This is a genomic window from Allobosea sp. (genome assembly GCF_035999205.1).
Lineage (GTDB): Bacteria > Pseudomonadota > Alphaproteobacteria > Rhizobiales > Beijerinckiaceae > Allobosea.
This window is the reverse complement of record NZ_DASYHA010000024.1, coordinates 94,103-117,278: the sequence shown is the minus strand read 5'-3', so window position 1 is coordinate 117,278 and position 23,176 is coordinate 94,103. Positions and strand designations below refer to the sequence as shown.

General features: G+C 65.3%; 19 protein-coding genes. 9 read left to right on the top strand and 10 right to left on the bottom strand.

What is annotated here, in order from left to right:
* Positions 1–11: 11 nt before the first annotated feature.
* Both VGN82_RS13210 and VGN82_RS13205 read right to left on the bottom strand, forming a co-directional pair.
* The gene (locus VGN82_RS13210; protein WP_327527909.1) at positions 12–956 is read right to left on the bottom strand and encodes an ABC transporter substrate-binding protein; all 945 of its coding nucleotides are present in this window, start codon (positions 954–956) and stop codon (positions 12–14) included.
* Positions 957–1,133: 177 nt separating this feature from the next.
* Positions 1,134–1,976: a class I SAM-dependent methyltransferase gene (locus tag VGN82_RS13205; protein WP_327527482.1), complete on the bottom strand. Its 843-nt coding sequence runs from the start codon at positions 1,974–1,976 to the stop codon at positions 1,134–1,136.
* A gap of 148 nt (positions 1,977–2,124) precedes the next feature.
* On the opposite strand from VGN82_RS13205, the gene VGN82_RS13200 reads away from it, so the two are divergent.
* Positions 2,125–4,155 carry a tetratricopeptide repeat protein gene (locus tag VGN82_RS13200; protein WP_327527481.1) on the top strand — a complete coding sequence of 677 codons (2,031 nt, stop codon included), beginning with the start codon at positions 2,125–2,127 and terminating at the stop codon, positions 4,153–4,155.
* Positions 4,156–4,180: 25 nt separating this feature from the next.
* Here the strand turns inward: VGN82_RS13200 and VGN82_RS13195 are convergent, their stop codons facing one another.
* From VGN82_RS13195 to VGN82_RS13170, 6 genes are all read right to left on the bottom strand, one after another.
* Positions 4,181–5,530, bottom strand: coding sequence for an MFS transporter (locus tag VGN82_RS13195; RefSeq protein ID WP_327527480.1), 1,350 nt, complete (start codon positions 5,528–5,530; stop codon positions 4,181–4,183).
* A gap of 63 nt (positions 5,531–5,593) precedes the next feature.
* Complete coding sequence (locus VGN82_RS13190) at positions 5,594–5,929, bottom strand: hypothetical protein (RefSeq protein ID WP_327527479.1); 336 nt, start codon at positions 5,927–5,929, stop codon at positions 5,594–5,596.
* The gene (locus VGN82_RS13185; RefSeq protein WP_327527908.1) at positions 5,929–6,798 is read right to left on the bottom strand and encodes a DUF6772 family protein; all 870 of its coding nucleotides are present in this window, start codon (positions 6,796–6,798) and stop codon (positions 5,929–5,931) included. The genes VGN82_RS13190 and VGN82_RS13185 overlap by 1 nt, the downstream gene beginning before the upstream one ends.
* A 35-nt stretch (positions 6,799–6,833) precedes the next feature.
* Entirely contained in the window at positions 6,834–7,667 is an 834-nt protein-coding gene (locus tag VGN82_RS13180) for a carbohydrate ABC transporter permease (RefSeq protein ID WP_327527478.1), read from the bottom strand.
* The gene (locus VGN82_RS13175) at positions 7,660–8,535 is read right to left on the bottom strand and encodes a carbohydrate ABC transporter permease (RefSeq protein ID WP_327527477.1); all 876 of its coding nucleotides are present in this window, start codon (positions 8,533–8,535) and stop codon (positions 7,660–7,662) included. The genes VGN82_RS13180 and VGN82_RS13175 overlap by 8 nt, the downstream gene beginning before the upstream one ends.
* Entirely contained in the window at positions 8,535–9,659 is a 1,125-nt protein-coding gene (locus VGN82_RS13170) for a mandelate racemase/muconate lactonizing enzyme family protein (protein ID WP_327527476.1), read from the bottom strand. The genes VGN82_RS13175 and VGN82_RS13170 overlap by 1 nt, the downstream gene beginning before the upstream one ends.
* A gap of 116 nt (positions 9,660–9,775) precedes the next feature.
* On the opposite strand from VGN82_RS13170, the gene VGN82_RS13165 reads away from it, so the two are divergent.
* The 8 genes from VGN82_RS13165 to VGN82_RS13130 all read left to right on the top strand — a co-directional run bounded on the left by VGN82_RS13165 (position 9,776) and on the right by VGN82_RS13130 (position 18,616).
* Entirely contained in the window at positions 9,776–10,564 is a 789-nt protein-coding gene (locus VGN82_RS13165) for a FadR/GntR family transcriptional regulator (RefSeq protein ID WP_327527475.1), read from the top strand.
* Positions 10,536–11,834, top strand: coding sequence for an ABC transporter substrate-binding protein (locus VGN82_RS13160; RefSeq protein ID WP_327527474.1), 1,299 nt, complete (start codon positions 10,536–10,538; stop codon positions 11,832–11,834). The genes VGN82_RS13165 and VGN82_RS13160 overlap by 29 nt, the downstream gene beginning before the upstream one ends.
* A 56-nt stretch (positions 11,835–11,890) precedes the next feature.
* On the top strand, positions 11,891–13,180 hold the full coding sequence (locus VGN82_RS13155) for an ABC transporter substrate-binding protein (RefSeq protein ID WP_327527473.1): 1,290 nt from the start codon (positions 11,891–11,893) through the stop codon (positions 13,178–13,180).
* The gene (locus VGN82_RS13150) at positions 13,180–13,929 is read left to right on the top strand and encodes an SDR family NAD(P)-dependent oxidoreductase (RefSeq protein WP_327527472.1); all 750 of its coding nucleotides are present in this window, start codon (positions 13,180–13,182) and stop codon (positions 13,927–13,929) included. The genes VGN82_RS13155 and VGN82_RS13150 overlap by 1 nt, the downstream gene beginning before the upstream one ends.
* A gap of 203 nt (positions 13,930–14,132) precedes the next feature.
* Positions 14,133–14,870, top strand: coding sequence for a DUF3102 domain-containing protein (locus tag VGN82_RS13145; protein WP_327527907.1), 738 nt, complete (start codon positions 14,133–14,135; stop codon positions 14,868–14,870).
* A gap of 121 nt (positions 14,871–14,991) precedes the next feature.
* The gene (locus VGN82_RS13140; RefSeq protein ID WP_327527471.1) at positions 14,992–16,599 is read left to right on the top strand and encodes a Wzz/FepE/Etk N-terminal domain-containing protein; all 1,608 of its coding nucleotides are present in this window, start codon (positions 14,992–14,994) and stop codon (positions 16,597–16,599) included.
* 24 nt (positions 16,600–16,623) lie between these two features.
* Positions 16,624–17,910, top strand: a complete 1,287-nt coding sequence (locus VGN82_RS13135) for a polysaccharide biosynthesis/export family protein (RefSeq protein WP_327527470.1) — start codon at positions 16,624–16,626, stop codon at positions 17,908–17,910.
* A 97-nt stretch (positions 17,911–18,007) separates the two neighbouring features.
* Positions 18,008–18,616 (top strand): sigma-70 family RNA polymerase sigma factor, encoded by a 609-nt coding sequence (locus VGN82_RS13130; RefSeq protein WP_327527469.1) that lies wholly within the window; start codon positions 18,008–18,010, stop codon positions 18,614–18,616.
* 156 nt (positions 18,617–18,772) lie between these two features.
* Here the strand turns inward: VGN82_RS13130 and VGN82_RS13125 are convergent, their stop codons facing one another.
* Both VGN82_RS13125 and VGN82_RS13120 read right to left on the bottom strand, forming a co-directional pair.
* Positions 18,773–20,755, bottom strand: a complete 1,983-nt coding sequence (locus tag VGN82_RS13125) for an HlyD family type I secretion periplasmic adaptor subunit (RefSeq protein WP_327527468.1) — start codon at positions 20,753–20,755, stop codon at positions 18,773–18,775.
* Positions 20,755–23,031: a type I secretion system permease/ATPase gene (locus VGN82_RS13120; protein ID WP_414644285.1), complete on the bottom strand. Its 2,277-nt coding sequence runs from the start codon at positions 23,029–23,031 to the stop codon at positions 20,755–20,757. The genes VGN82_RS13125 and VGN82_RS13120 overlap by 1 nt, the downstream gene beginning before the upstream one ends.
* Positions 23,032–23,176: the final 145 nt, after the last annotated feature.

Here is a 23,176-nt window from a genome sequence, read left to right as displayed (position 1 = left end):
CGGTCAGATGCTCATTCGATCACAAGGTCGGCGCTGCTCAGAAGCGAGGGCGGAAAGGCCAGGTCGAGTGTCCTGGCCGCCTTGAGATTGATGCACATCTCGACTTTTGTGACACGTTGTACCGGCAGCTCCGAGGGCTTCGCACCCTTGATAATCCGGCCGGCATAGATGCCGGTGTGGCGGTGCGACTGTTCGAAGTCGCCGCCATAGCTCATCAATCCGCCGGCAAGCGGGAAATCGCGGGATTGCGTGATCGCCGGCACGGCATGGGTGACGGCAAGCGCCGCCAGTTGCGGGCTGCGGTAGGCGAAATACGGGTCAGAGCTGAAGACGAGGCCCCCGACACGCAGCTGCGCCGCGCTTGCGAACATCGCGTCGAATTCCTCCTCGGCGCTAGCCTCCAGGATGCGCAGCTCCAATCCGAGGCTGCTCGCTGCGACCTGGAGATTTCCCAGTTGCGTTTTCGCCGTCGGGCTGGCCGGGTTCATGGCGGCAGCGAACAGCTTGATGCCAGGACGCAGCTCGCTCATGAACTCCAGCCGCTTGCGGGAAACCTCGACGCTCAGGCTCGACACCCCGGTGAGATTGCCGGCCGGTCGCGAGAGGCTGTCCACCACGCCGAGGGCGACGGGATCGCCCCCCATCTCGAAAACGACCGGAATATCGGAGGTAGCCGCCTTCGCCGCGAGCGCGACTTCGGCGCCACCAGGCGCGACGATCAGGTTCACCTGCCGGTCGACCAGGTCCTTCGCCAATGCCGGCAGCCGGCGGTACTGACCTTCCGCCCAGCGATACTCGATCGCGACGTTGCGTCCCTCGATAAATCCGGTTTCGGCGAGTCCGGCTCGGAAGGCTGCAAGACGACTGGCGTAGCGGTCCGGCGATTCCGAGCCAAGATATCCAATCACCGGCACTGTGGGGCGCTGCGCATTGGCCGGAACGGTCCATGACGCCAGCGCACCTCCGAGGAGCGCGAGGACGTCGCGTCTCCTCGTTCGAGCGAAGGCCGCGGCCGAGGCGGAGGGCACGAAGCGCAAGGCCGTCTCTCCTTCCAACCAACACTGCCGTCAGCGTAAAGCGCACAATCTTATCCTATGCGCTCGGCCGCGGTATAGCCGGTTGCATGGTCGAGATCAGCGCCGCGTGGCGACGACTTCCAGATAGGCGCTCGGCACGACCACCGTTCCGTCCCCGGAGCGGTTGAAGCGGGCGATCAGCGCCTTCAAATCCTGCTCCAGCGCGAGCTGGGCCGGCGGCGCCAGGGCGGCGAATGTCTTGAGGACCGGGCCGTAGTATCCCCTGAACACCTCAAGCCAATGCTCCGGCGAGTGATAGCGGAAGACGAAGTGGCGCTCCGTCGCCTCGACCATCGCCTCATCGGCGGGGAAGAGTTCGGCAAGCCGCGCCCGGGTGCCCCAGAGCGCCGGCGAGCGTGCGCCGGGCGGGGGTGCCATATGCTGCCCGATTGTCTTGAACAGTTGGCCTATGAAGCCCTCGGGCGTCCAGTTGGCCATCCCGATCTTGCCGCCGGGCCGGCAGACGCGCAGGAGTTCGCTTGCGGCGCGCTCCTGGTCGGGCGTGAACATCACGCCGAAGGTCGAGAGGACTGCGTCGAAACTGGCATCGGGGAAGGGCAGGGCTTCCGCATCCGCCTCGCGGAACACCATCTCCAGGCGCTCCGCTCCGGCCCGCTCGCGGGCGCGCTCGAGCAGGGCGCCGACATAGTCCGTGCTCGTCACCTTGCACCAGCGCCGTGCCGCCGCGAGGCTGGCATTCCCGTTGCCCGCAGCGACGTCGAGCACCGTCTGCCCGGCACGCAGATCGAGGGCCTCGCAGAGGTTCTCGCCGACGATTTGCAGCGTGGTTCCGACGACGGCATAATCGCCCGACGACCAGGCGCCATGCTGGCGGGCCTTGATCGCGGCGAAGTCGACGGTCGGTGCGGTTTGGCTCTGGATCGTGGCAGTGGCTGACATTGCTCGCTCTCCATGTGAGGGGCCGTGCTTCTGCGATGCGGCCTATCCCTGCGCGTGCGGGGGCGGGCCTGTCGTCGCGACAGCTGTGACGCGATGCCTCCGAGACTAGTCGCCACCCGTGGAAGCGAGCGTGGGATCCGGTGTGGAAATGGCCGTGGAATCCGACACAGCCGGCGTCCTCGAAACGAACCCTGCCTTGCAGGTGCGGCTGCTGGGACCGTTGGCGATCCGGCGAAACGGAGCTTCGCTGGCGCTCCCCCGCTCGCGCAAGGTCCGCGCGCTCTTCGCCTATCTGGCACTAACGCCCCAGCCGGTCACACGGACCCGGCTTTGCGAACTGCTCTGGGACGTACCCAATGATCCACGCGGCGAACTACGGTGGTGCCTGAGCAAGATCCGGCAGATGGTCGATGGGCCTGACCGGCAACGAGTCCGCGCGCAGGCCGACACGGTCTGGCTCGACCTGTCGGATTGCAGCGTCGATGCATGCGACATTGCTCATGCGAGCCGGTCGGGCATCGGGACATTGGGCCCGGCCCAGGCGGAGGCCCTCGCGGCTCTCGTCCAGAGCGAGCTTCTCGATGGGCTCGAGATCGAGCGCTGTCCGGCCTTCGACAACTGGCTCATGGCGCAGCGGCGGCGCTTCCATTCCATCCACATCGCTCTCCTGGAAAGATTGGTCGCATGCGGCGAGGATCAGGGCAGCGGTCATCTGGAGCGCTGGCTGGAACTCGCGCCATTCGACCTGCGGGCGCATGGTCTGCTGCTCGCCCGTCTGGCCCGGAACGGCCAGCTTCGCGACGGCGACGATCATCTGGCAGCGGCAAGCCGGCTGTTCGAGGCGGAGGGCTTCGATGCCGCGCCTCTCCGGCAAGCCTGGGCCGCGGTGCGAACCGCGGGCGCCGATCGCCCGCCGGCCGCAGCCGCGACGCCCGCCGACGTTCCGGAGGTGGGCGCGGCCGTCGGCGATGAAGGCGAGGTGGCCGGCGCGGCACGGCGCGCCTCGATCGCTGTGATGCCGTTCACCGATCAATCAATCGCTGCCGGAGAGGATGGTGGAGCGGCTGCGGCGCTCGCGCATGACGTGATCACCCGGCTCGCGAAGCTGCGCAGCCTCTTCGTGATCGCTCAGGGCACCGTCTTCAGGCTGCACGACCGGCATATCGGCCCGGAGCAGGCCGGCAGGATGCTCAAGGTCGAATATGTCGTCAGCGGCTCATTGCGGCGCCAGACCGGCCGCCTGACGATCACCGTCGAACTCGCCGAGACGGAAAGCGGCCGCGTCGTCTGGGCCGAGATCTTCAATCGCACGGCCGACGACACATTCCTCGTGCTCGACGAGATCGGCGACCGCATCGTCGCGAGCGTCGCCAGCGAGGTCGAGGCGGCCGAACGCAACCGCGCCATCCTGAAGCCGCCCAATGGCCTCGACGCGTGGGAAGCGCATCATCGTGGCCTCTGGCACATGTATCGCTTCAATCAGGCCGACAATGACAAGGCCCGCTCGTTCTTCGAGCGGGCGATCAGGCTCGATCCGACCTTCGCGCGCGCCTATGCCGGGCTGTCCTTCACCCATTTCCAGAACGCCTTTCAGGGCTGGACGGCGCGCGCGCCGCAGATCGATCTGGCCTTCGAGGCGGCCGGACAGAGCCTCATGGTCGATGACCGCGATCCGGCCGCGCATTGGGCAATGGGCAGGGCGCTGTGGCTGCGCGGTCGCCACGACCAGTCGGTCGCCGAGTTGGAACAAGCGATCGCGCTCAGCCCGAATTTCGCCCAGGGCCACTACGCGTTGGCCTTCGTCCATTCGCAGGCCGGCGATGCCGCCGCGGCGATCGCGTCCTCGGACTACTCGCGCCAGCTCAGCCCCTTCGACCCTATGCTGTTCGGCATGCTCGGCGCTCGCGCCATGGCCCTGGTCCGGCTCGGGCGCTTCGACGAGGCGGCGGATTGGGCGATCAAGGCTGCTGCTCGCCCGAATGCGCATGCCCAGATCCGTGCGATCGCCGCGCTGTCGCTATCGCTCGCCGGGAGGCACGACGAGGGGCAGGCTCATCTGGCGGCCATACGCAGCGTGCTGCCGCATTACCGCATCGACGACTTCCTCACCGCGATGCATTTCACCCCTGAAGGCGCGCAACTGTTTCGCGACGGCGGACGCAAGATCGGCCTGGACTAGCGCGAGGCCGCCGTTCGGCGCAGGCTCAGGCCCGGCGATGGCGCCAGACCGCGAAGAGACCGAAGGCGCCGACCTGGGAGGCCATGAGGATGAACGACCAATCGAAGCTGGCGGTGCGGTTGGCAATCACCGCAAAGACGATCGGGCCGCAGACTGAGCCGACGAAACCGAAGAGATTTGATGCGGAGGTGACGTCGCCGATGAGGGCAGGCGGGGCCAGCCTCGCGAGTTCGGCCATATAGACGCCATTCCAGCCCAGTGCAGTCGCGCCGACCAATGCGACGCAGGCATAGACCCATATGGCGGGCGCCGCTGCCGACCAGACGAGCAGCAGGATGGCCGCACTCGTTGCCAGGGAGAGGAGGTAGAGCAGCAGCAGCCCACGTCCCAGTCTATCCGCCAGCCAGCCGAGGAAGATGCGTGAGAGGGTGCTCGCCGTCAGCAGCACGGCAACGAATGTGCCTGCCTCGGCAAGCGATTTGCCCTGCTGGGTCACCAGATACGTCGCGGTAAAGGCAGTGACGCTGGCCTGGGAGATCGAAAAGGCGACGCCCATCGCTGTGAGCAGCGGCAGGGCGGGGTGGGTGCGAATGACGCTGGCCGAGCGCAGCAGGGCGGCAGGCGACAGGAAGAAGCGTGCCCAGGCGTGGTTGAGCGGCCCCTTCTCTGCATCAAGCCGCGGCTGGAAAGGCTGGACGGCCAGAGCGCTCAGAACGACGATCACAATGATCAGCCAGATCGCGTTGGCAAAGCCCAGCGCCAGCACGGCGGGCGCAATCGTGAAGCCGGCGATCGCCCCGCCCAGCGGGACGCCGGCCTGCCTGATCGAGAAGATCAGAGTCCGGTGCCTGGGCGGCGCCGTTCCCATCAGAATCTTGCTGCCGGCCGGGTTGTTCGGCGCCACGCCCAGGCCGATGGCGAGTGCGCCAAGCAGGCCCACGAAGACGTTGGGGTAGGCCAGCAGTGCAACGCCTGCGGCGACGCAGGCGAGGCTGAGCTGCAAGGTCCGGATCGGGCCGTAGTGATCGAGCATCGGGCCGCCGCAGGCCAGGCACCAGCATATGCCGATCGAAACGATGGCCGAGACATAGCCGATGCTCTCGGGCGGCAAGCCCCATCGCTGCGTCAGGATTGGCCCGAGAAGTGGGATGGCTGCCGAAGCAAACGAGCTGACGATTTGAATGAGAAGGGTCGCGCACAGGGCGCTCGCCCACACAGGCAGCTTCAAGGCGCTTCTCCATCCCGTCGCCGCTAGATGTCCTGCTCCGCGACGGGACGACAGTTGACTCGGTTCTGCAGCGTTGCGCCTGTCTTCGGGGAATGCTCGGGCAGCGTCGAGGCCGGTTTTCGGCCGGCTGGGCTGCACCGGGTGCATGCGAGCCTCAAGGCAGATGCCCCGGCCTCCGCTCGATTGACGCGGCCCCACGAGGGGCGGCGCTCAGGCCTTCAGATGCAGCGTCACCAGGACGACGATTTCCGTGCCCGAAGGCAGCGATGCGGCGACACGGACGAAGTTGCCGAAATGCCCGAGACGCTGGAACGTCACGCCATCCTTCTGTGCGGGCAAAGCGAATTCGGAGCCTTCGCGGCACCAGTGCATGCCGTCGGCCGAGATCTCGATGCGTGCCATCGGAAGCGCGCCCTTGGGTTCCTTGAGCGCGCGGACGAAGATGACGGCCTCCCTGGCCCAGCCGGCCTCATAGGGCTCGGTCGCACTTTCGCCGGTCCAGATCTCGTTGCGGGCAACGACGGCGGTGAGGTTCTCGGGCAGCATCAGAAATCTCCCGACAGGCAGACGGAATCGAGATAGGCGAAGGCGCGCTTGTCGGTGTCCGTCTCGGCGAAGAAGGCAAGGTTCAGCATGCACCAGAGATTCTTCATCGCGGGGATGCGGATCGGCTCGAAGCCGCCCATGTCGAAGACCCGGTCATTCACCTGAAAGCCGGTCGCCTGCATCGTCGCGAGGTCGAAGTCGAAGCGGAAATAGTGCCAGTTCACCTTGGTCGGGATCTCGTTGTAGCAGAGCCGCTGCTCGCCGCCGGGCAGGTCCTCCCAGTCGGATTCCGCCAGGTGATAATGCGTGATCGTCTTGCCGGAGGTGCCGATCGGCTTGATCGGCGTCGTCTTGCGCTTGAACTGCCATTTCTGGACGTGCTGGCCGTCGAGGGCGTTCAGAAAGCGCAGATGCGGCATCACGCGGTTGCCACCCGCGCCATGCTGGTCCGTGACCTGGAGATCGTAGAGAAAGCCGAACGACCGGATGTCGGTCTCCGACAGCGCCAGCTCGGTGGCCTCCGGCTTGAAGGTGAAATAGGCCTCGATCCGGATCGGACCGGGCTTGCGGAAGGTCAGGCGCTTGATCGCGACGTTCTGCGCGCCCTTTTTCGGCCGTGTCGCGATCTTCAGGGCGTAGGAGCCGTCAACGCCGCCATGCGAGCCGAAATCCCAATTGGGCAGGGTCGAGAGCATGGCATGGCTGTGCTGGGCATAGCCCGGCAGCATCGCGTCGAGCGTATCCTCGTAATTTCCGACGAGCTGGGTCCAGCCGCACATGCCGCGGTCGAAATCGTCGAGGCAGATGATGCGCGGCAGCGGATCGAAACGGCTGAGCTGCGGATCGGCCTCGCGGATGGCACGGCGCATGTCGTCGAGCCGGAAATCTGCAGCGTTCATGGCTTCTACCCTTTCACCGCGCCGGCGGTCAGGCCCGCAACGAGATGCTTCTGCATGAGGATGACGAAGGCGAGGACCGGCACGAGCTGGACGGTGGACGCCGCGAAGAGCACGCCCCATTCGACACCCTCGACGGCGCCGATCATCTCGGAGATCACCAACGGCGCCGTCTTGGCCTTGGTCGTGGTGAAGATGAAGGCGAACAGGAACTCGTTCCAGGCATAGACGATCACGAAGACCGAAACCGCCAGCATGCCCTGTGCAGCCATGGGCAGGATCACGCGCCAGACGATCTGCATCTGCGAGGCGCCGTCCATCATCGCGGCCTCGTCCAGCTCGCGCGGAATCTGGTCGATGAAGGTGCGCATCACGATCGTGCCGAGCGAGACGAAGAAGGTGGCGTAGAGCACGATCAGGATGAAATGGGTGTCGTTCAGCCCGAGCCGGTTCACTACCGGAAACAGCGGCAGCGTGATCACGATCGGGGGGATCAGCCGGATGAAGATCAGGAAGAAGGCACTGGCCTGCAGGCCCCTGGAGGCGAAGCGCGAATAGGCGAAGCCGGCCAGAAGCGAGACGCCCACGGCCAGGATCGTGGCGCCGACCGTCACCAGGAAGCTGTTCCAGAGCCCGAAGAAGAAGTCGCCCCAGCGGCCCCAGAGCATTTCGTAATTGGCGAGCGTCGGCGCGAAGGAGAAGGCGCCCGAGGTCGAGAAGATGTCGCGGTCGGCCTTGAAGGACGACATCACGATCAGCGCGATCGGCAGGATCGACCAGGCGACGATCGCGAGGACGCCGAGGAGCTTGAAGGCTGCGCGCAGAGCAGGGAGCTTAAGCATGCTTGCCGAACATCTCCCTGTAGAGCCGGCGCAGATAGAACAGCGCCAGCACGAGCGAGGCGAGCACGAGCAGCCAGCCGGTGGCGGCGGCCGAGCCGAAGGCGTTGTAACGGAAGGCCTCGAGATAGAGGTACACCGCGAGCACCTCGGTCGTGCGCGCCGGGCCACCGCCGGTCATCAGCCAGACCTCCGAGAACAGGCGGAAGGCGAAGATGTAGCGAAACAGCGCCGCGATCAGCAGGGCCGGCATCAGCAATGGCAGCGTGATGCGCCGGAAGGCAGCCCAGCCCGTCGCGCCGTCGATGGCGCCGGCCTCGTAGAGATCACTCGGGATCGAGAGCCGGGCCGCATAGATGATGATGAAGCTGAAGGGCAGGTGCAGCCAGATCGAGAGCAGCGAAACCATGAACAGCCCGTGGCTCGGCTTCACCGCCCATTCGATCGGTGGCAGGCCGACGAAGGCGAGCACCTGGCTCATCATCCCGACATCGGGCTCGAACAGAAAACGCCACATCACCACCGCCGAGACCTCGCTGACCGCATAGGGCGCGAGCACGATGGCGAGCAGGACCGGCCGAAACGGCACGCCCGAGGCGAAGAACAGCGCCATCAGCAGGCCGAGCAGAAGTTCGACATGCACGACGACCGCGACGACGATCACGGTATTGACGAGTGCCCGCCAGAAATAGGCATCGCCCAGCACCTTCGCGTAGTTGGCGAGGCCGACGAAGGTCGCAGCCTGCCCGAAGGAAGACTGGTTGAGGCTGAGCCAGAAGACATAGATCGCCGGCAGGAAGATGATGCCGCCGACCATGAGTTGGACCGGCGTGACCAGCGCGACGGCGGAGAGGGGAGCGCGCACGCTCATCACGCGATCCGGAAGCGCGCGAGCGCGTCGCGGTCGATCTCGATGCCCAGCCCCGGGCCCTGCGGCACCTTGAGCCTGCCCTCGATCAATTGCGAGCCCTCGCCGACAACCGGCGTCGTGAAGGCGTCGCGCAGCGGGTTCTCGTAGACCATGCACTCGAAGGTGCGGAAACTCTCGGCCGCAGCGGCAAGCTGGAGGCTGGCGGCGACGCAGATCGCGCCCGACCAGCCCACATGCGGCGCATAGGCCGTGTTGAAGGCCGCCGCCAGCTCGGCGATGCGCCAGGTTTCAGTGATGCCGCCCGAGCGCGTCACATCCGGCTGGAGCAGCCCTAGCGAACGATCCTGCAGCATCGTCAGCGCCTCGGAGGCGACATAATCGCTCTCACCGGCTGCAAGGCGGATCGGCAGATGCTGCGCCAGCCTTCGATAGCCCTCGCGATCATGCGGCGCGATCGGTTCCTCGAAGAAGCCGTAGCCGAGATCGGCGAGCGCGCGGCCGACGATCATTGCATCGTCGACGTCATAGGCCCAGTTGGCATCGACATAGAGCGCGATGTCGTCGCCCGCGAGCTTGCGCACCAGCCTGGCGCGCGCGACCGCGTCCTTCAGCGGATGGCCGAGCTTGACCTTGATCTCGCGGAAACCCGCCTTCACCGCGGCGGCGACCTCGGTCTCGACGGTCGCGTCATCGAGCCAGTTGATCGAGGATGCGTAGGCTGCGACCTCGCTGCGCCCCATGCCGCCAAGCAGCTTGTGGACGGGCTGTCCGGAACGCTTTCCGGCGATATCCCAGAGCGCGATGTCGACGGCCGAGATCGCCTCGACCAATTGCCCGCCGGGCCGGCCGGACAGCGCCGCGCGCATCGCCTTCCAGAGCGCGCGCCGGTCGGCAGCATCCTTGCCAAGCAGTCGGGGTGTCAGCGCCTCGTCAATGAGCCGGGCGTATCCGGCGGCGCCGCGCCGGCACAGGCCTTCGCCGAAACCGGTCACGCCATCGGCCGTCACGATCTCGACGACCACGAGCTCGATCGCAGGATAGTCGCCCTGCGAGGTGCGCTGGACCTTGGGCAAGGTGGCGCGCAGCGGATGCGCGACGACCCTCTCGATCTGATCTGCTGTCATGCGGCGCTGTCCTCCCCAGGACAACCAAACGAATTTGGATGAGTCACTTATTTGATAAGTTCATCAGTTGCAAAGATGCCGATCGTCTGTCAATCATCATTTCCATGGAGACAGGAATGGCGGACGCAGCGATCGAGAACGTCAGCGACGACCCGTTCGGCGGGACCGATGTCGTACCGATGCGCCTTGGCGATGCCGTGATCCAGCGCATCACGCAGGCGATCCAGGACGGCCGCCTGAAGCCCGGCGACGCACTTCCGTCGGAATCGCGGATCGCGGCGTCTTTCGGCGTGAGCAAGCCGATCGCCCGCGAGGCGATCCGCCAGCTTGCGGCGATGGGCGTCGTTCATATCCAGCAGGGCAAGGTCACGCGGGTGCAGGCGCTGAACGCTGCACCGCTTGATCGCTTCTTCCGTTTCGCGGTCGGAGGCAGCCGGGCCGGGCTGATCGAGGCCGTGGAACTGCGCCGCATTCTCGAGCCGCCGATCGCCGCGCATAGCGCCGAGAGGCGCAGCGAGGCCGATCTTGCGCGCCTTGATACGATCATGACGCATATGGAAGCCGCGCTCGGCGACGTGCCGCGCTGGATCGAAGCCGATCTTGACTTCCACGAGGCGATCGCCGCCTCCTCCGGCAATCGCCTGCTTGACTTTCAGATCCGTGGCCTGCGGCCGGTGATCCGGCAGGTGATGGAAATCTTCAATTCGCGCGAGGCCCGCACGCAAGCGGACTGGCGCAAGACCTATGAGCGGCATGTGCGCGTGGTCGATGCGATCCGCGCCGGCGACGCCGATGCGGCGCGAGCCGCCATGAACAAGCACTTCGAAGCGGCTGAAGCCGCCATCGCGGAAATCGCGGCATCACGGGAGGACGACCATGACCACAAGACAAGGGCTCGACCGTAGGCAGCTCATCGCCGGCATCGCGGGGGCAGGCCTCGCCGGATTCGAGGTCTCGCCCGCTTTCGCGCAGGGCGGCCCGCTCAACGTCTTCGCCCATCGCGTCATGCAGACGGTCGCAACCGGCGCTCAGGGCGGCGACATCACCAAGGACTGGGCCCAGAAGAACGGCACCACGATACAGTGGACGACCTTCGATACCGGTCCGCTGCAGGAGAGGCTGTTCCGCGAGGCGAGCCTAGGCGAAACCTCGGTCGATGTCGGCTTCCTCCTGAACACCCAGGCGATCCCGCGCGCCGCCACCCTGTTCGAGCCGCTTGACGACTTTCTCAAGCGCGATCCGCTGGAGGACGGCGCCGACGTCTTCCCCGGCCTGATGGAGGGGATGAAGGTTGGCGGCAAGCAGATCGCGATCCCCTTCCGCCACGCCTCGTCGGGCCTGCACTTCAATGAGGAGCTGCTGGCGGAGAAGGGCTTCTCGAAGCCGCCGGCAACGATCGAGGAAATGGTCGAGATCGCCCGCGCCTGCACCTATCGCAGGGCCGACGGCACGGCGGTGACCGGGCTCTGCATGCCCGGCGTGACCTATCCCAACGTGATCGACATCGCCCGTGCCTGGGACGGTGACTTCATCACGCCCGACTTCAAATGCGTCGCCGACCAGCCACCGATGCTGAACGCGATCAAGCTGCTGCGCGCCCTGTTCGAGGCGGGCGCGTTTCCGCGTACCTTTGCGACGCTTTCGCCTGAGGACGTCAATGTCTGGATGCAGACCGGGCGCGCGGCGATGAGCCTGCAGAGTATGGGCCGAAACCGGATCTACAACGACCCGCACAAATCGAAATTCCCCGGCAAGATCAAGACGATCGCGGTGCCGGCTTCCAAAACGCTTGCGGGCAAGTATGACGCCGCGCCGGCCAAGGTCGAGTTCTGGGGGATGGTCATCCCGAAGAACGCCAAGCGCAAGGATCTCGCCTGGAGCTTCATCAAGGCGATGGCCTCCAAGGAAGCGACCCTGAAGGCCGCCCTGAACGGCAATGGTCCTGTCCGCGCCTCGACCTATGCCGATTCGGGCTTCGCCGGCACCGTTCCCTACGCGGCCGAGGAATTGAAGGTGCTCAAGGTCGCGCGCGTGCCGATGCCGGCCTTCGACGAGGCCGCGCGCGCCGGTGATCTCTTCAAGGAGGAGGCGGAGGCAGCAGTCCTCGGTCTGAAGACGCCGGAGGAGGCGATGGCGTCGCTGGTCAAGCGCGTCCAGCCGCTGCTGCCGGCCTGAGATCATCCAAACAAGACCGCGCGGAATAGCGCGAGCCAAGCTCTCGGAGGAATGCCATGTCGAAGTTCATATCCCGTCGCGACTTCGGGCTGTTCGCGGGCGGCGCAACCGCGGCCCTGTCCTTGCCGGGCGCAGCTCTCGCCCAGGCCAGGACCGTCACGGCGCTCGGCCATCGCGTCCACCAGACCTCCGCGACGACCGGCCCTGGCGGCGATGCGACCGAAGGGTTCCGCAAGCAGGCGGACGCGACCGTCAATTGGGTGACCTTCGGCGACGTCAACGCGATCCATGAGCGGCTGTTGCGTGAGGTCTCGCTGGGCGAAACCACGATCGACGTCGCCTATCTGCTCAACGGACGCGCCGTGCCGCGCAATCTCAAGCTGTTCGAGCCGCTCGACGCCTTGATGAAGGCGGCGCCGATCGAGGCGGTGGACGATTTCGCACCCGGCCTGATCGCGCCGATGCGGCTCGATGGTGCGCTGCACGCCATCCCCGTGCGCCATGCCACCAACGCCCTGATCTACAATGAGGCGATCCTCGAGGAGCGCGGCGTCAGCAAGCTGCCGACAAGTTTCGAGGAACTGGCCGAACTGGCGCGCAAGCTCACTTTCAAGCGCGATGACGGCACGCAGGTGAACGGCCTCGCCTTCACAGCCGTCTTCGCCTCGAATTTCCTGACGCTCGCACGCTGCCTCGGGGGCGATTACATGACGCCTGATGGAAAGCTCGTCGCCAACGAGCCGCCGATGATCAAGGCGCTGGCGCTGCTGGCCGACTTCTACAAGGCCGGAGTCCTGCCGCGGAATTTCGCGACCGTGAACAACGAGGAGATCACCACCTGGATGCAGCAGGGAAGGGCGGCGATGACGATCAACCCCTTCGCCCGGCTGGTGACCTATAACGACCCGTCCAAGGGCAAGTATGGTGGGCGCTTCAAATCGCTGCTGCCGCCAATGGCCTCCGATCTCGCCGGCAAGGTCGCCTATGCCCCGACGGTCGAGTTCTGGTCGCTCGTCATCCCGAAAAACGCCAAGCAGAAGCCGCTCGGCTGGGAACTGATCCGCGCGCTGTCCTCCAAGGCGGGGACGCTGGCGATGGCGCTCAACGGCAATGGCCCGACCCGCATCTCGACCTATTCCGACGAGAAACTTAAGGCAGCCATGCCCTATGCGGCAGACGAGGCCGCGGCGCTGAAGGCCTCGCGCATCCATCTGCCGGCCTTCGACGAGCAGGCCCGTGCGCATGACATCTTCATAGAGGAGACGCAGGCCGCCGTGCTCGGCCGCAAGCCGCCACAGCAGGCGATGGACGACGCGGTGGCCCGCGTGAAGCCGCTACTCGGCTGATGGCGGGAGCGCTTTCCGGCCGCGTCGCTCTCGTCACCGGTGGGGCACGCGGCATCGGGCTCGCCATCGCATCGGCGCTCGCGGCAGCATCGGCGCATGTCGTGATCCATGATCGCGACGCTGAGGCCGACGCGGCTGCACTGCGGCTTCGGGATGGAGGCGCCCTCGCCAGCGCGCTGATGGCGGAACTGGGCGCGCCCGACGCGCCCAGCCGCATGGCCAGTGCGCTGGAGGAGCGCGGGCTCTCGCCCGACATCCTCGTGCTATCCGCTTCGGCCGAGATCCGGCAGGCGCTCGAGGCCCTGACCGACGGTGCGCTCGCCACTCAAAGTGAGGTCAACCTGCATGCGACGGCACGGCTGCTGAAGGCCTTCCTGCCCGGCATGACAGCGCGCGGCTTCGGCCGCGTGATCGCAATCGGCTCGGTGCAGGAGACGCGCGCCAATGCCGATTGCTTGTACTACGCCGCCACCAAGGCCGCTCAAACCAGCATGATCCGGACGCTCGCCCGCACGACGGGAGGCGGTGATCTCACCTTCAACGTCATCCAGCCTGGCGCCATCCGCACCGATCGCAACCGCGAGATCCTGGCGCAGCCCGGACGGGAGCAACTGGCCCTGTCGCGCATCCCCCTCGGCCGGATCGGCTCGCCCGCGGATTGTGCGGGCATCGCACTGCTGCTGTGTTCGCGCGAGGGAAGTTACATCAACGGCGCAGAAATCGCGGTGGACGGCGGCATGCGGCTCTGATCCGGAGCTCTTGACCGGAATCCGCTTGCGCCTGTTGCGGTGCCACAGGGCCGGCCCCCGGCTCCCATGACGCCCGAAGCGAACTCGGAGGTAATCTGAAAGAACTACCCCCTTTGCGCTGGCGGGAACCCCTTTGATCGCTTCGCCACGCGGGCAGTCGAGCTTAGACTCGTTAAAATGCTGGGTTGAGTAAGGGGTTGGCCGTGCTTCCGGACATGCACAAATCCGTAACGCCAATGTCCGCATCGGAATTGCAGGATGCTGCGCAGCGGATCAAGGCACTACGCCGCGCAGCCACCGAGCATGCTGTCGAGATCGGCCGGGAACTCCTTGGCGTGAAAGCGAAACTGCCGCATGGCGCTTTCGTCAAATGGGTCGAAAAGGCCTGCGAGTTCAAGATTCGAACGGCGCAGGATCTGATGAAGCTCGCGCGCGAGGCGGATTCCCACGCCGACAGCAATCTCGCGGCACTCATGGTTCCGTCGACGCTGCGCGTCTATCTGTCCAAGACGACGCCCTCGGCGGTTCGCAGGTCGGTCCTGCGACGGCTTGAGAATGGCGAGTGCGTCTCGCGCAGCGAACTGTACTCGGAGACTTCTGCTTCACGGGCGAAGGCGCGCGCAAAGGCGGATGATCGTCCGGCGGAGGAGGGCTTCTCCGCATCGTTCTTGTCAGGCCGCGCGTTCCATTGGCCCCCCGAGGACGGACGAAGCAATTCGGGCGGGGACCGGGCACGGATGGTCGCAGAATTGATTCTTAGCCGACTTAGCGCTGATGACTACCGAATCATCATGGAGAGCGCCAACTGGGAGATTTGGAATAAAGCGTTCGTGTGGATGCGATCAGCTCGCAAATTCGAATCGGATAATCTCGAGTTCCAGCTGTCGAACAATAATTCATCGCAGGCCAGTGACATATCGATTCCGGATTTGACACAATAATATTTGAATATTTCTAGTATTGCTAATTTTAAAACATGCCGAGCGAGGCGTTTGGGCACGCTTTTTGAAGGTCGCCCTCACATTGGCAATGCAGCGGCAGGCAATTGGGGTCTGAATTCCTATGTCGGTCTATAGTGACGATCGCCAGACAGCAATACCGATCGGACTTCCCGGCCTTCGGCGCCGCTGGAAGCTGATCGCCGCCTGTATTGCATGCTTGACGATGCCGACTGCCGTCTTCTTGATGCTCCGGCCGGCTAATTACACGGCATCTACCCAGCTTCAGGTTTACGTCAAAGAGATTCAGCCCGGTCCGGACCTCGTCATTTCGATCGGACGCGCCGATCTCACGCAAGTTCAGAACGAGAGCGAGTTCGCGCGATCGCGCGCCGTCCTTGCGAAGGTCGCGCGCTCGTTGAATTTGAGCGATGATCCCGAATTCGCTTCCGCTGCGCTACCATTCTCGGGGATCGCAGGCGGGTTCTCGGCCGCGATATTGAAAGGGCTGTCGGGGGGTACTGAGGAAACGCGAGCGGGCTCCGACGACAACCGAGCCAGGCAGGAACTCGTCGTCGACGCCCTTGCGAAGCGCGTCTCGGTCAAGCGGGTGGGAACGAGTCACGCCATCCTCATCAGCGCCACGACCTCCGATCCCGATAAGTCGGCACGCATCGCAAACAGCATCAGCCAGGTTCTGTTGCAAGGGCGCGGCGTTGCGGAGCAGGATGGCGACCGGCTGCCGTCGCTGCGGGAGCGCTTGCGGGGATTGGGGCCCAGCGCGTTCGTGATGACGCCAGCCCTTGCTCCGGACAGGCCGGACGGGCCACGGAAGATCCTCGTCCTGTTGGCGGCCATCATGGCCGGCCTGGTCGCCGGATCGGTGCTGGCGCTGTTGCTGGACGTCCGGGACAAGACGATCCGCTCCGCCCGTCAGGTCGAGAGTTTCGGCCTGGAATGCATCGGCGCTATCCCCTTGCTCAGACGCCGTGCGGCGCCGGCTTCGAGCCGGACTCCCAGCATCGATGAGCAGCCCAGCGACGACGAGCTGCCGTCCGCTCCGCTGCTCGAGCAGACGCTGCTCCGGGCGACGGTGGCGATCGAGGCCGCCGATGCGCGCATCGTCGGCATCGCCTCGCCGGTAGCGGGAGAGGGCGCCACGACTGTGGCAAAGCATCTCGCGCGCATGGCTGCAGGCAGTGAGAGGAAGGTCTTGCTGGTCGATCTCGACCGCCGCGACCAGCCACATCCTTTGACCGATGCGGCCAGTTCCGGGCCGGAAGGAGCGCCCGAGGCTTGGCCGCGGCCGCCCGGGAGCAATCTGCGCCGCACCGATGGTGACGGCCCCGACGTTCTGGCTGCAGAGCCCCTGGACGGTCGCGACGCCGCGAATTGGTGGACGCATTTCGACCGGAAGGCCCTGCTCGCCTACGACCTGATCTTTGTCGCTCTGCCGCCGTTGGAACGGGGCCCCGAGTTTCGAATGCTCGCGCGAAGCGTCGATGGGATTCTGCTGGTGATGAAGTGGGGCGGCCCGGCCATGGAACGGGTCGAGCGCGCTTTCGCGGTATCGGGAGCGGCACCGTCCGATTTCATCGGGGCTGTATTGAACATGGTCGACGACCGGATGATCGGACGGTTCGGAGACAAACTCTGGGAGGCGGAAGCGTTCCTGGCAGCCAGCCGTCCCCCAATCGGGCCTGCAATGAACCCGGAGCCAATTGCCGGATAACCGTGAACCCGCAGAGGTGCTACAATGAGGCATAGCCATTCATGGACACGCATCGTCGGATCAGTCTCTCTGGCCCTGTGCCTGCTTGGCGGCAATGCAGCTCGCGCGACGTCCGACTATATCGTTCGCCCCGATGACAAGCTGAAGATCAAGATCTTCCAGTATCCGGAGTTGAGCGGCGAGTATAAGGTCCGCGCGAACGGAACGATCTCCATTGCGCCGGTCGGTGATGTTCCGGTCAACGGCCTTTCGACCAAGGAGATCGCGAACAAGATCTCTGACCGCTTCGTGCGTGCCGGCATGTCCGACAAGCCTGGCACCTCGGTCGAGGTCCTCGAGACGCGCCCGGTCTATGTACTGGGCGACGTCCAGAAGCCTGGCGAATATCAGTTCCGTCCGGGAATGACCGTCCTGCAGGTCGTCAGCCTCGCAGGCGGGTGGCTGCGCTTCAACGACCCCGGCCTGATGCGGCTCGATCGCGACGCCATCAACATCGGCGGGGACCTGCAGACTCTCGTCAAGCGCCATCAGCAACTGACGGCGCGCCGGGCTCGGTTGAACGCCGAGTTGATGATGACCAACAACATCCAGTTTCCGCCCGATCTGCTCGCGCGGTCGCAGGGCGATTCCGGGCTCAGGCAGCTTCTCGACGAGGAGCGCTCACTTTTGAACATTCGCGTCGACGCCTTGAAAAACCAGATCGACAGCCTGGTTCAGAATCGCAACCTGTATGAGCGCGAGATCGCGGCGATCACGCGCCAGATCGAGGCCAACAAGGCACAGTCCGCCAGCGTTGAACGCGAACTCGCGGAGGTCCGCAGTCTGGTCAAGCGCGGGCTGACGACGCTCAGCCGCGTGGCGAACCTCGAGCGCATGCAGGCGCAGCTCGAGATGAACGAGCAGGGCTTCCTGATGCTGATCCTGCGATCGCACCAGAGCATCACCCAGGCCGACCAGCGGATCTTCGACCTGAAGAGCGAGCGCAATGCGACGCTGACCGCGGAGGTTCAGAAGATCCGTATGGATCTCGACGACATCAGCGTCAAGTTCGACACCAACCGGAGCCTTCTGGTCGAAGCCCAGCTGCTCGTACCGACCCTGGCCGGTAGCTCCGACGGCACCATCGAAACCCGGAACCTGGCCGTCATTCGCGTCCAGGACGGCAAGGCTCAGACGATCGATGCGGAGGAGCACACCGAGCTTCTGCCTGGGGACGTTCTCCGGATTCAGAGGAGCATCCTGCCAGGGGCACTCGGCATCGGCACGCGCGGGCCGACCAACGTCATGCTGCCGACCAAGATCAACCAGTAGCGGCCCGGCTGCGGTCCTCCGCAGCCGGATTTCGGCCCTAGCTTCGCTTGTGAGTGATGAATCGTTTCGTCCCGTGGTGGTGAGTGGGAGATCGACGATGGCCTTCGGAGACAATCGCTCAGGGCCGCAAGAGGAGGACGGCGCGCTCCCCCTGCAGCAGCAGATCCTGGCATTTGCACCGCAACTGCGCGCCTACGCCATGTCCCTCAGCCGCAGCGCGGACAAGTCGGACGATCTCGTGCAGGAGACGATGCTCCGCGCGATCAGCAAGATCGATACGTTCCACCCCGGAACGAAACTCGGTGCCTGGCTGACGACGATCCTCCGAAACTGCTACCTCTCCGATCTGCGCAGGCGCCGCCATGAGGTGGAAGACGTGGACGGCTGCTACTCGGAAGCATTGCACGTGGCACCGGAGCAGGAAGGCTTGCTGGAGTACAAGGAATTCTGCGCGGCCCTTCGAGCCATTCCGTTCGATCAACGCGAGGCGCTCATGCTGGTCGGTGCCGCCGGACTGTCCTACGAGGACACCGCCGCGCTGTGCCGGACCTCGACGGGTACGATCAAGAGCAGGATCAACCGAGCCCGTTCGCGATTGGCTGCGCTGCTGGGGATCGAGCGCACCAGCGAGATCGGCTTCGACAACCAGATGCGCTCGGTCGTGGCCACCAACCAGGGGGCCGATGGACCGCGGCGGCCGTTCTGACAGCAGGCCATTGCGGCTTCCCGACAGCGACCAAGCTTGACTCATCCGGCCAAGCCGCCATCCGGTTTCGCCCCGTTCGGCACAAGCCGAGCGGCAGCAGGCCGACGATGCTGTCAGACCCGCTGCCGCAATGCTCCTGTCGCCGGAACTGGTCGTCTATCGTTCCCGCAGGCTGTCGTGGCGATAGCGGGCGAGCGGCGAGAGCAGATAGCTGATGATCCGCCGCCGGCCGGTCTTGATTTCCGCAGTCACGGCCATGCCGGGCGCGAGGTTGACCTGCTTGTCCTCTATCGCCAGCTGCGTGCGATCGAGGGCGATGCGCGCAGAATAGAGCAGCTCCTGCCCGCGCGGCTCGCTGCTGTCGTTACCCGCGCCCGAGGTCTTCTCGCCGGCTCCGCCGAACGCCTTGTCTCGCGCGATGGCATCCTGCGAAACGCTGAGGATCTTGCCGTGCAGCAGGCCGTAGCGCGTGAAGTTGAAGGTGTCGATCTTGATGGCCGCTTCCTGGCCGGCGCTGACGAAGCCGATGTCGCGGTTCGAGACCATCGCCTCGATTTCCAGCTTGCTATCCGCCGGAACGATGAGCATCAGCGTCTGCGCGGGAGTGACGACGCCGCCGATCGTGTGAACGGCAAGCTGCTGGACATTGCCGTCGACCGGCGCCGTCAGCCTTTGCAGGCTTCTGCGTTGCTCGGCCTTGACGACATCCCGCCTGAGGCCGGCTTCTTTCTGCTGGGCCTTGGTGAGGTCGTCGAACAGGGTTCGTTCGTACTCCGCCTCGGCCTTCAGCCGCGTTTCCTGCAAGGCGGCGAGCGCCGCATGTGTTTCGCTGCCGCGCTTTTCCTGGACGAGAATATCCTGACGCTGGCCGACGAGATCCTGCAGCTCGGTCAGGTAGATGACCTTGGAGCCGAGTTCCTTCTGAAAGAGATGTTCGCGAATCTCGACCCGCTGCTGCAGCGGCACGATGGTCGATTTCAGTTTGTCGACCGAGGCCTGAATCGTGTCGCGCTCTGCGCCCTTCTGCGCAAGCTGGCCATCGATGGCCGCCAGCTTGGCCTTCTGCTCGCTGCTTTGGCTGACCAGAAGGCCGCGATAGATCTTGACCAGCTCGCCCGGGGCATCATGGGGAGGAGCGAAGGCCGCTATCGGGTTGGCCTTGTCGGAAATGGCAGCCTGCAGCCGGGCGATATCGAGGCGCGCGGCCATCAGATCGTTCCGCAGGTGTCCGAGCTCCGCGTCAACGGCCGTCGTGTCGAGGTCGATCAACACATCGCCCGCCTTGACGCTCTGGCCATCGCGGACCTGGATCGCGCGAACGACACCGGTATCGAATGGCTGGATCATCTTGGTCCGGCCGCTCGGAATGATCTTCCCAGGGGCGATCGCGACGATGTCGACGGTGCCGATGCAGGACCAGACCAGGGCTGCGGCGAAGATTCCGATGATGCTCAGGCCGATGGTGCGGCCCAGAGGCGACGGCGGCGTTTCCACGATCTCGAGCGCAGCCGGCAGGAATGCGAGTTCCTGAGTACGCAGGCTCGTCTCGTTGTTGGCACGCGCGACAATGGCCTGCTGCAGGGCCTTGGAACGCGCAGCGCCCCATTGGGTCGTCGTCACCAGCGCCTGCCGCGCCCGGGTCGCCACGGCCTTGTCGAAGCGCGGCGCCGCTTCGGGCGCTACCTTGGCTTGCTGCAGCAAAATGAGCTTCCCGCTCCACGCGGCCTCGAACTCGGCCTTCGTCATCACGGTCGGCTGCGTGACGTTCGCCAACATGACGATCGCCTTCTCGTGATTGGCCTTCCCGAGCAGTAGGAAGCTGTCGTCGCGCAGCATCGCGATGCAGGGCAGTGGAAGGGCGGCGAGCTCTTCCCAGCTTGCCGACAGGGTCTGTCCTGCAAAGCCAAAGGCCTGCGCGCCGCGCAGGATCTCGACGATGCCGACAATACCATCGCCTAGATGCGGGCGCAGATCGTCCTTGGTGGCAGCGGCGCCGCGCAGGCGCAGCAGCATCTCCAGGGCAAAGAGCCCCGTCTCTTCGTTCGTGCTCGTGTGCATGGTGTTCGGTTCGCCGTGGCCGGTCTCCTCGGGAGACGAGCTCGGCGGGGTGGTCGTTGGTGCGATGAAAGGAACGGCCATCAGACGATTTCCCGCTGACGCTCATGGTCGCCCGGCTCGGAGCGTCCCGATGGCTGGTGTCCGGCGAGCGCCGGCAGCGATGGCGTCCGCGCCTCGGATCGGGCGGCGGCCTGGCTCGCCGCAGCAGGCTTGCTGCCCGCCTCGGGCAAACCGGACTGGAGGCGATGCAGCGTGGCGTAACGGCCGCCCGTGCGCATCAGCTCCTCATGCGTGCCGTCCTCGATGAGGCGGCCGGCCTCGATGGTGACGATGCGATCGGCCATCCGCAGCGTCGAGAGCCGGTGCGCGATGATGAGCACGGTTCGCGAGCGGGCGATCTCGGCCATATGCTGCTGGATGATGTGCTCGCTTTCGTAGTCGAGTGCGCTGGTGGCCTCGTCGAAGATCAGGATGCGGGGGTCGGTCACCAGCGCGCGGGCGATGGCGATGCGTTGCCGCTGGCCACCCGACAGGCTGCCGCCGCGCTCGCCGACGATCGTGTCGTAGCCCTCGGGCAGCGTCAGGATGAAGTCATGCGCGCCGGCGAGCTTCGCGGCCTCGATCACCCGTTCCGCCGGAAGGGCAGGGTCGGCCAGGGCGATGTTGTCGCGGACCGAGCGGTTGAACAGGATGTTGTCCTGCAGAACGACGCCGATCTGGCGGCGCAGCCAGGAGGGATCGATCTGGGCGACGTCGACACCGTCGACCAGGACCCGGCCGGTTTCCGGCACGTAGAGCCGCTGCGCGAGCTTGGCCAGCGTGCTCTTGCCGGAGCCTGACGGACCCACGATCCCGATCATCTGCCCGGCCGGAATGTCCAGGCTGACGTTGCGGAGGATCTCTGGACCGTCGACCTTGTAACGGAAAGTGACGTGCTGGAAGCTGATGTCGCCGCGGATCGACGGGAGCGCCGTCCGGCTGGGGTTGAAGGCGGGCTCGGGCGCGGTGTTGAGGATGTCACCGAGGCGGGCGACCGACAGCCGTGCCTGATGGAAATCCTGCCAGATCTGCGCCAGCCGCAGCACGGGGCCGCTGACGCGCCCTGCCAGCAGATTGAAGGCGACCAGCTCGCCGACCGACAGATCCCCAGCAATGACCAGCTTCGCGCCCACGTAGAGGATCGCGGCAGTCACCAGCTTGCTGACGAACTGGACCGCCTGGCTGGCGACGTTGCCGAGGTTCAGCACGCGGAAGCTCGCAGCGACATAAGCCGCCAGCTGCTCCTCCCAGCGCTGCTGCATCTGGGGTTCGATCGCCATCGCCTTGAGCGTTTCGACCGCCGTCACGCTCTCGACCAGAAAGGCCTGGTTCTCAGCGCCGCGAGCGAACTTGTCGTCCAGGTACCTGCGAAAAAGCGGCGTCACCCCCGCGGAGATCGCGACGTAGATGGGCAGCGATGCCAGGACGATCCACGTCAGCAGGGGCGAATAGAAGAACAGCGCAGCGATGAAGACGAGCGTGAAGAACAGGTCGATGACGAGCGTCAGGCCCGAGCTGGTGAGAAAATTGCGGATATTCTCGAGCTCGCGAACGCGGGCGACGGAATCGCCGACGCGCCTTGCCTGGAAATAGCCGATCGGCAGCGCAAGCAGATGCCGGAACAGCCGCGCGCCCAGTTCGACGTCGATACGGTTCGTGGTGTGCGAGAACAGATGGGTTCGCAGCGCGCCGAGGACGACTTCGAACAGGGCAATCGCCAGCAGCCCGACAACCAGCACGTCCAACGTGCTCAGGCTGTGGTGCACGAGCACCTTGTCGATGACGACCTGGAAGAAGAGCGGCGAGATCAGGCCGAACAGCTGCAGGAAGAACGACGCCACCAGGACCTCGCCGAGGAGGAACCGGTATTTGTGGATGGCGCCCATGAACCAGGTGATGTCGAAACGACGCGCAAGGTCGGTCAGCGACGCGCGCTTCGTCATCAGAACGATCCGACCGTCCCAGGCTTCTTCCAGCTCGGCACGCGACATCATGCTCGGTCGCGGTGCATTCGGCGCCATGACGAGGATGCTGTCCTCGCCGCACCGCCCCAGCAAGAGGAAGCTTCCGTCGCGCATCGCCGCGATCGCCGGCAGCGGCGTCTTGGCCAGGCGCTCCCAGTTCGACGTCACGGAACGGGCCTTGAGGCCCAGGTTCTTGGCGCAACGGACCATCTCGGTGACGCCGATGGGGCGGCCGGGGAACTGATGCTGGATCTGCTCCGGGGTCACGCTCACGCCCTGGCTGCTCAGGATGAACATGAGCGCGGCCAGACCGCCATCAGGGATCGGACGGGTATCGTTGTCAGGTTTTTTCAAAGGCTGCTGTCCCGCAGATATGCCGTGTCGTCCGCGTGGGAAAAATGCCCACGCGTGCCACGGCGAGCGTCGAACGCTCGGTATCGTCGATACGAAGACGCCAGTTTGGTGATGTGTGCTTACTGGGATCGCCATGCATCCAGCT

Bases quoted from the DNA above. Each gene is read 5' to 3' on its own strand.
- VGN82_RS13140 (WP_327527471.1), top strand. From the start codon at position 14,992: ATGTCGGTCTATAGTGACGATCGCCAGACAGCAATACCGATCGGACTT.
- VGN82_RS13130 (WP_327527469.1), top strand. From the start codon at position 18,008: ATGGCCTTCGGAGACAATCGCTCAGGGCCGCAAGAGGAGGACGGCGCG.
- VGN82_RS13125 (WP_327527468.1), bottom strand. From the start codon at position 20,755: ATGGCCGTTCCTTTCATCGCACCAACGACCACCCCGCCGAGCTCGTCT.
- VGN82_RS13195 (WP_327527480.1), bottom strand. From the start codon at position 5,530: ATGCACCCGGTGCAGCCCAGCCGGCCGAAAACCGGCCTCGACGCTGCC.
- VGN82_RS13170 (WP_327527476.1), bottom strand. From the start codon at position 9,659: ATGACAGCAGATCAGATCGAGAGGGTCGTCGCGCATCCGCTGCGCGCC.
- VGN82_RS13165 (WP_327527475.1), top strand. From the start codon at position 9,776: ATGGCGGACGCAGCGATCGAGAACGTCAGCGACGACCCGTTCGGCGGG.
- VGN82_RS13205 (WP_327527482.1), bottom strand. From the start codon at position 1,976: ATGTCAGCCACTGCCACGATCCAGAGCCAAACCGCACCGACCGTCGAC.
- VGN82_RS13190 (WP_327527479.1), bottom strand. From the start codon at position 5,929: ATGCTGCCCGAGAACCTCACCGCCGTCGTTGCCCGCAACGAGATCTGG.
- VGN82_RS13135 (WP_327527470.1), top strand. From the start codon at position 16,624: ATGAGGCATAGCCATTCATGGACACGCATCGTCGGATCAGTCTCTCTG.
- VGN82_RS13200 (WP_327527481.1), top strand. From the start codon at position 2,125: ATGGCCGTGGAATCCGACACAGCCGGCGTCCTCGAAACGAACCCTGCC.
- VGN82_RS13180 (WP_327527478.1), bottom strand. From the start codon at position 7,667: ATGCTTAAGCTCCCTGCTCTGCGCGCAGCCTTCAAGCTCCTCGGCGTC.
- VGN82_RS13150 (WP_327527472.1), top strand. From the start codon at position 13,180: ATGGCGGGAGCGCTTTCCGGCCGCGTCGCTCTCGTCACCGGTGGGGCA.
- VGN82_RS13175 (WP_327527477.1), bottom strand. From the start codon at position 8,535: ATGAGCGTGCGCGCTCCCCTCTCCGCCGTCGCGCTGGTCACGCCGGTC.
- VGN82_RS13155 (WP_327527473.1), top strand. From the start codon at position 11,891: ATGTCGAAGTTCATATCCCGTCGCGACTTCGGGCTGTTCGCGGGCGGC.
- VGN82_RS13160 (WP_327527474.1), top strand. From the start codon at position 10,536: ATGACCACAAGACAAGGGCTCGACCGTAGGCAGCTCATCGCCGGCATC.
- VGN82_RS13185 (WP_327527908.1), bottom strand. From the start codon at position 6,798: ATGCGCCGTGCCATCCGCGAGGCCGATCCGCAGCTCAGCCGTTTCGAT.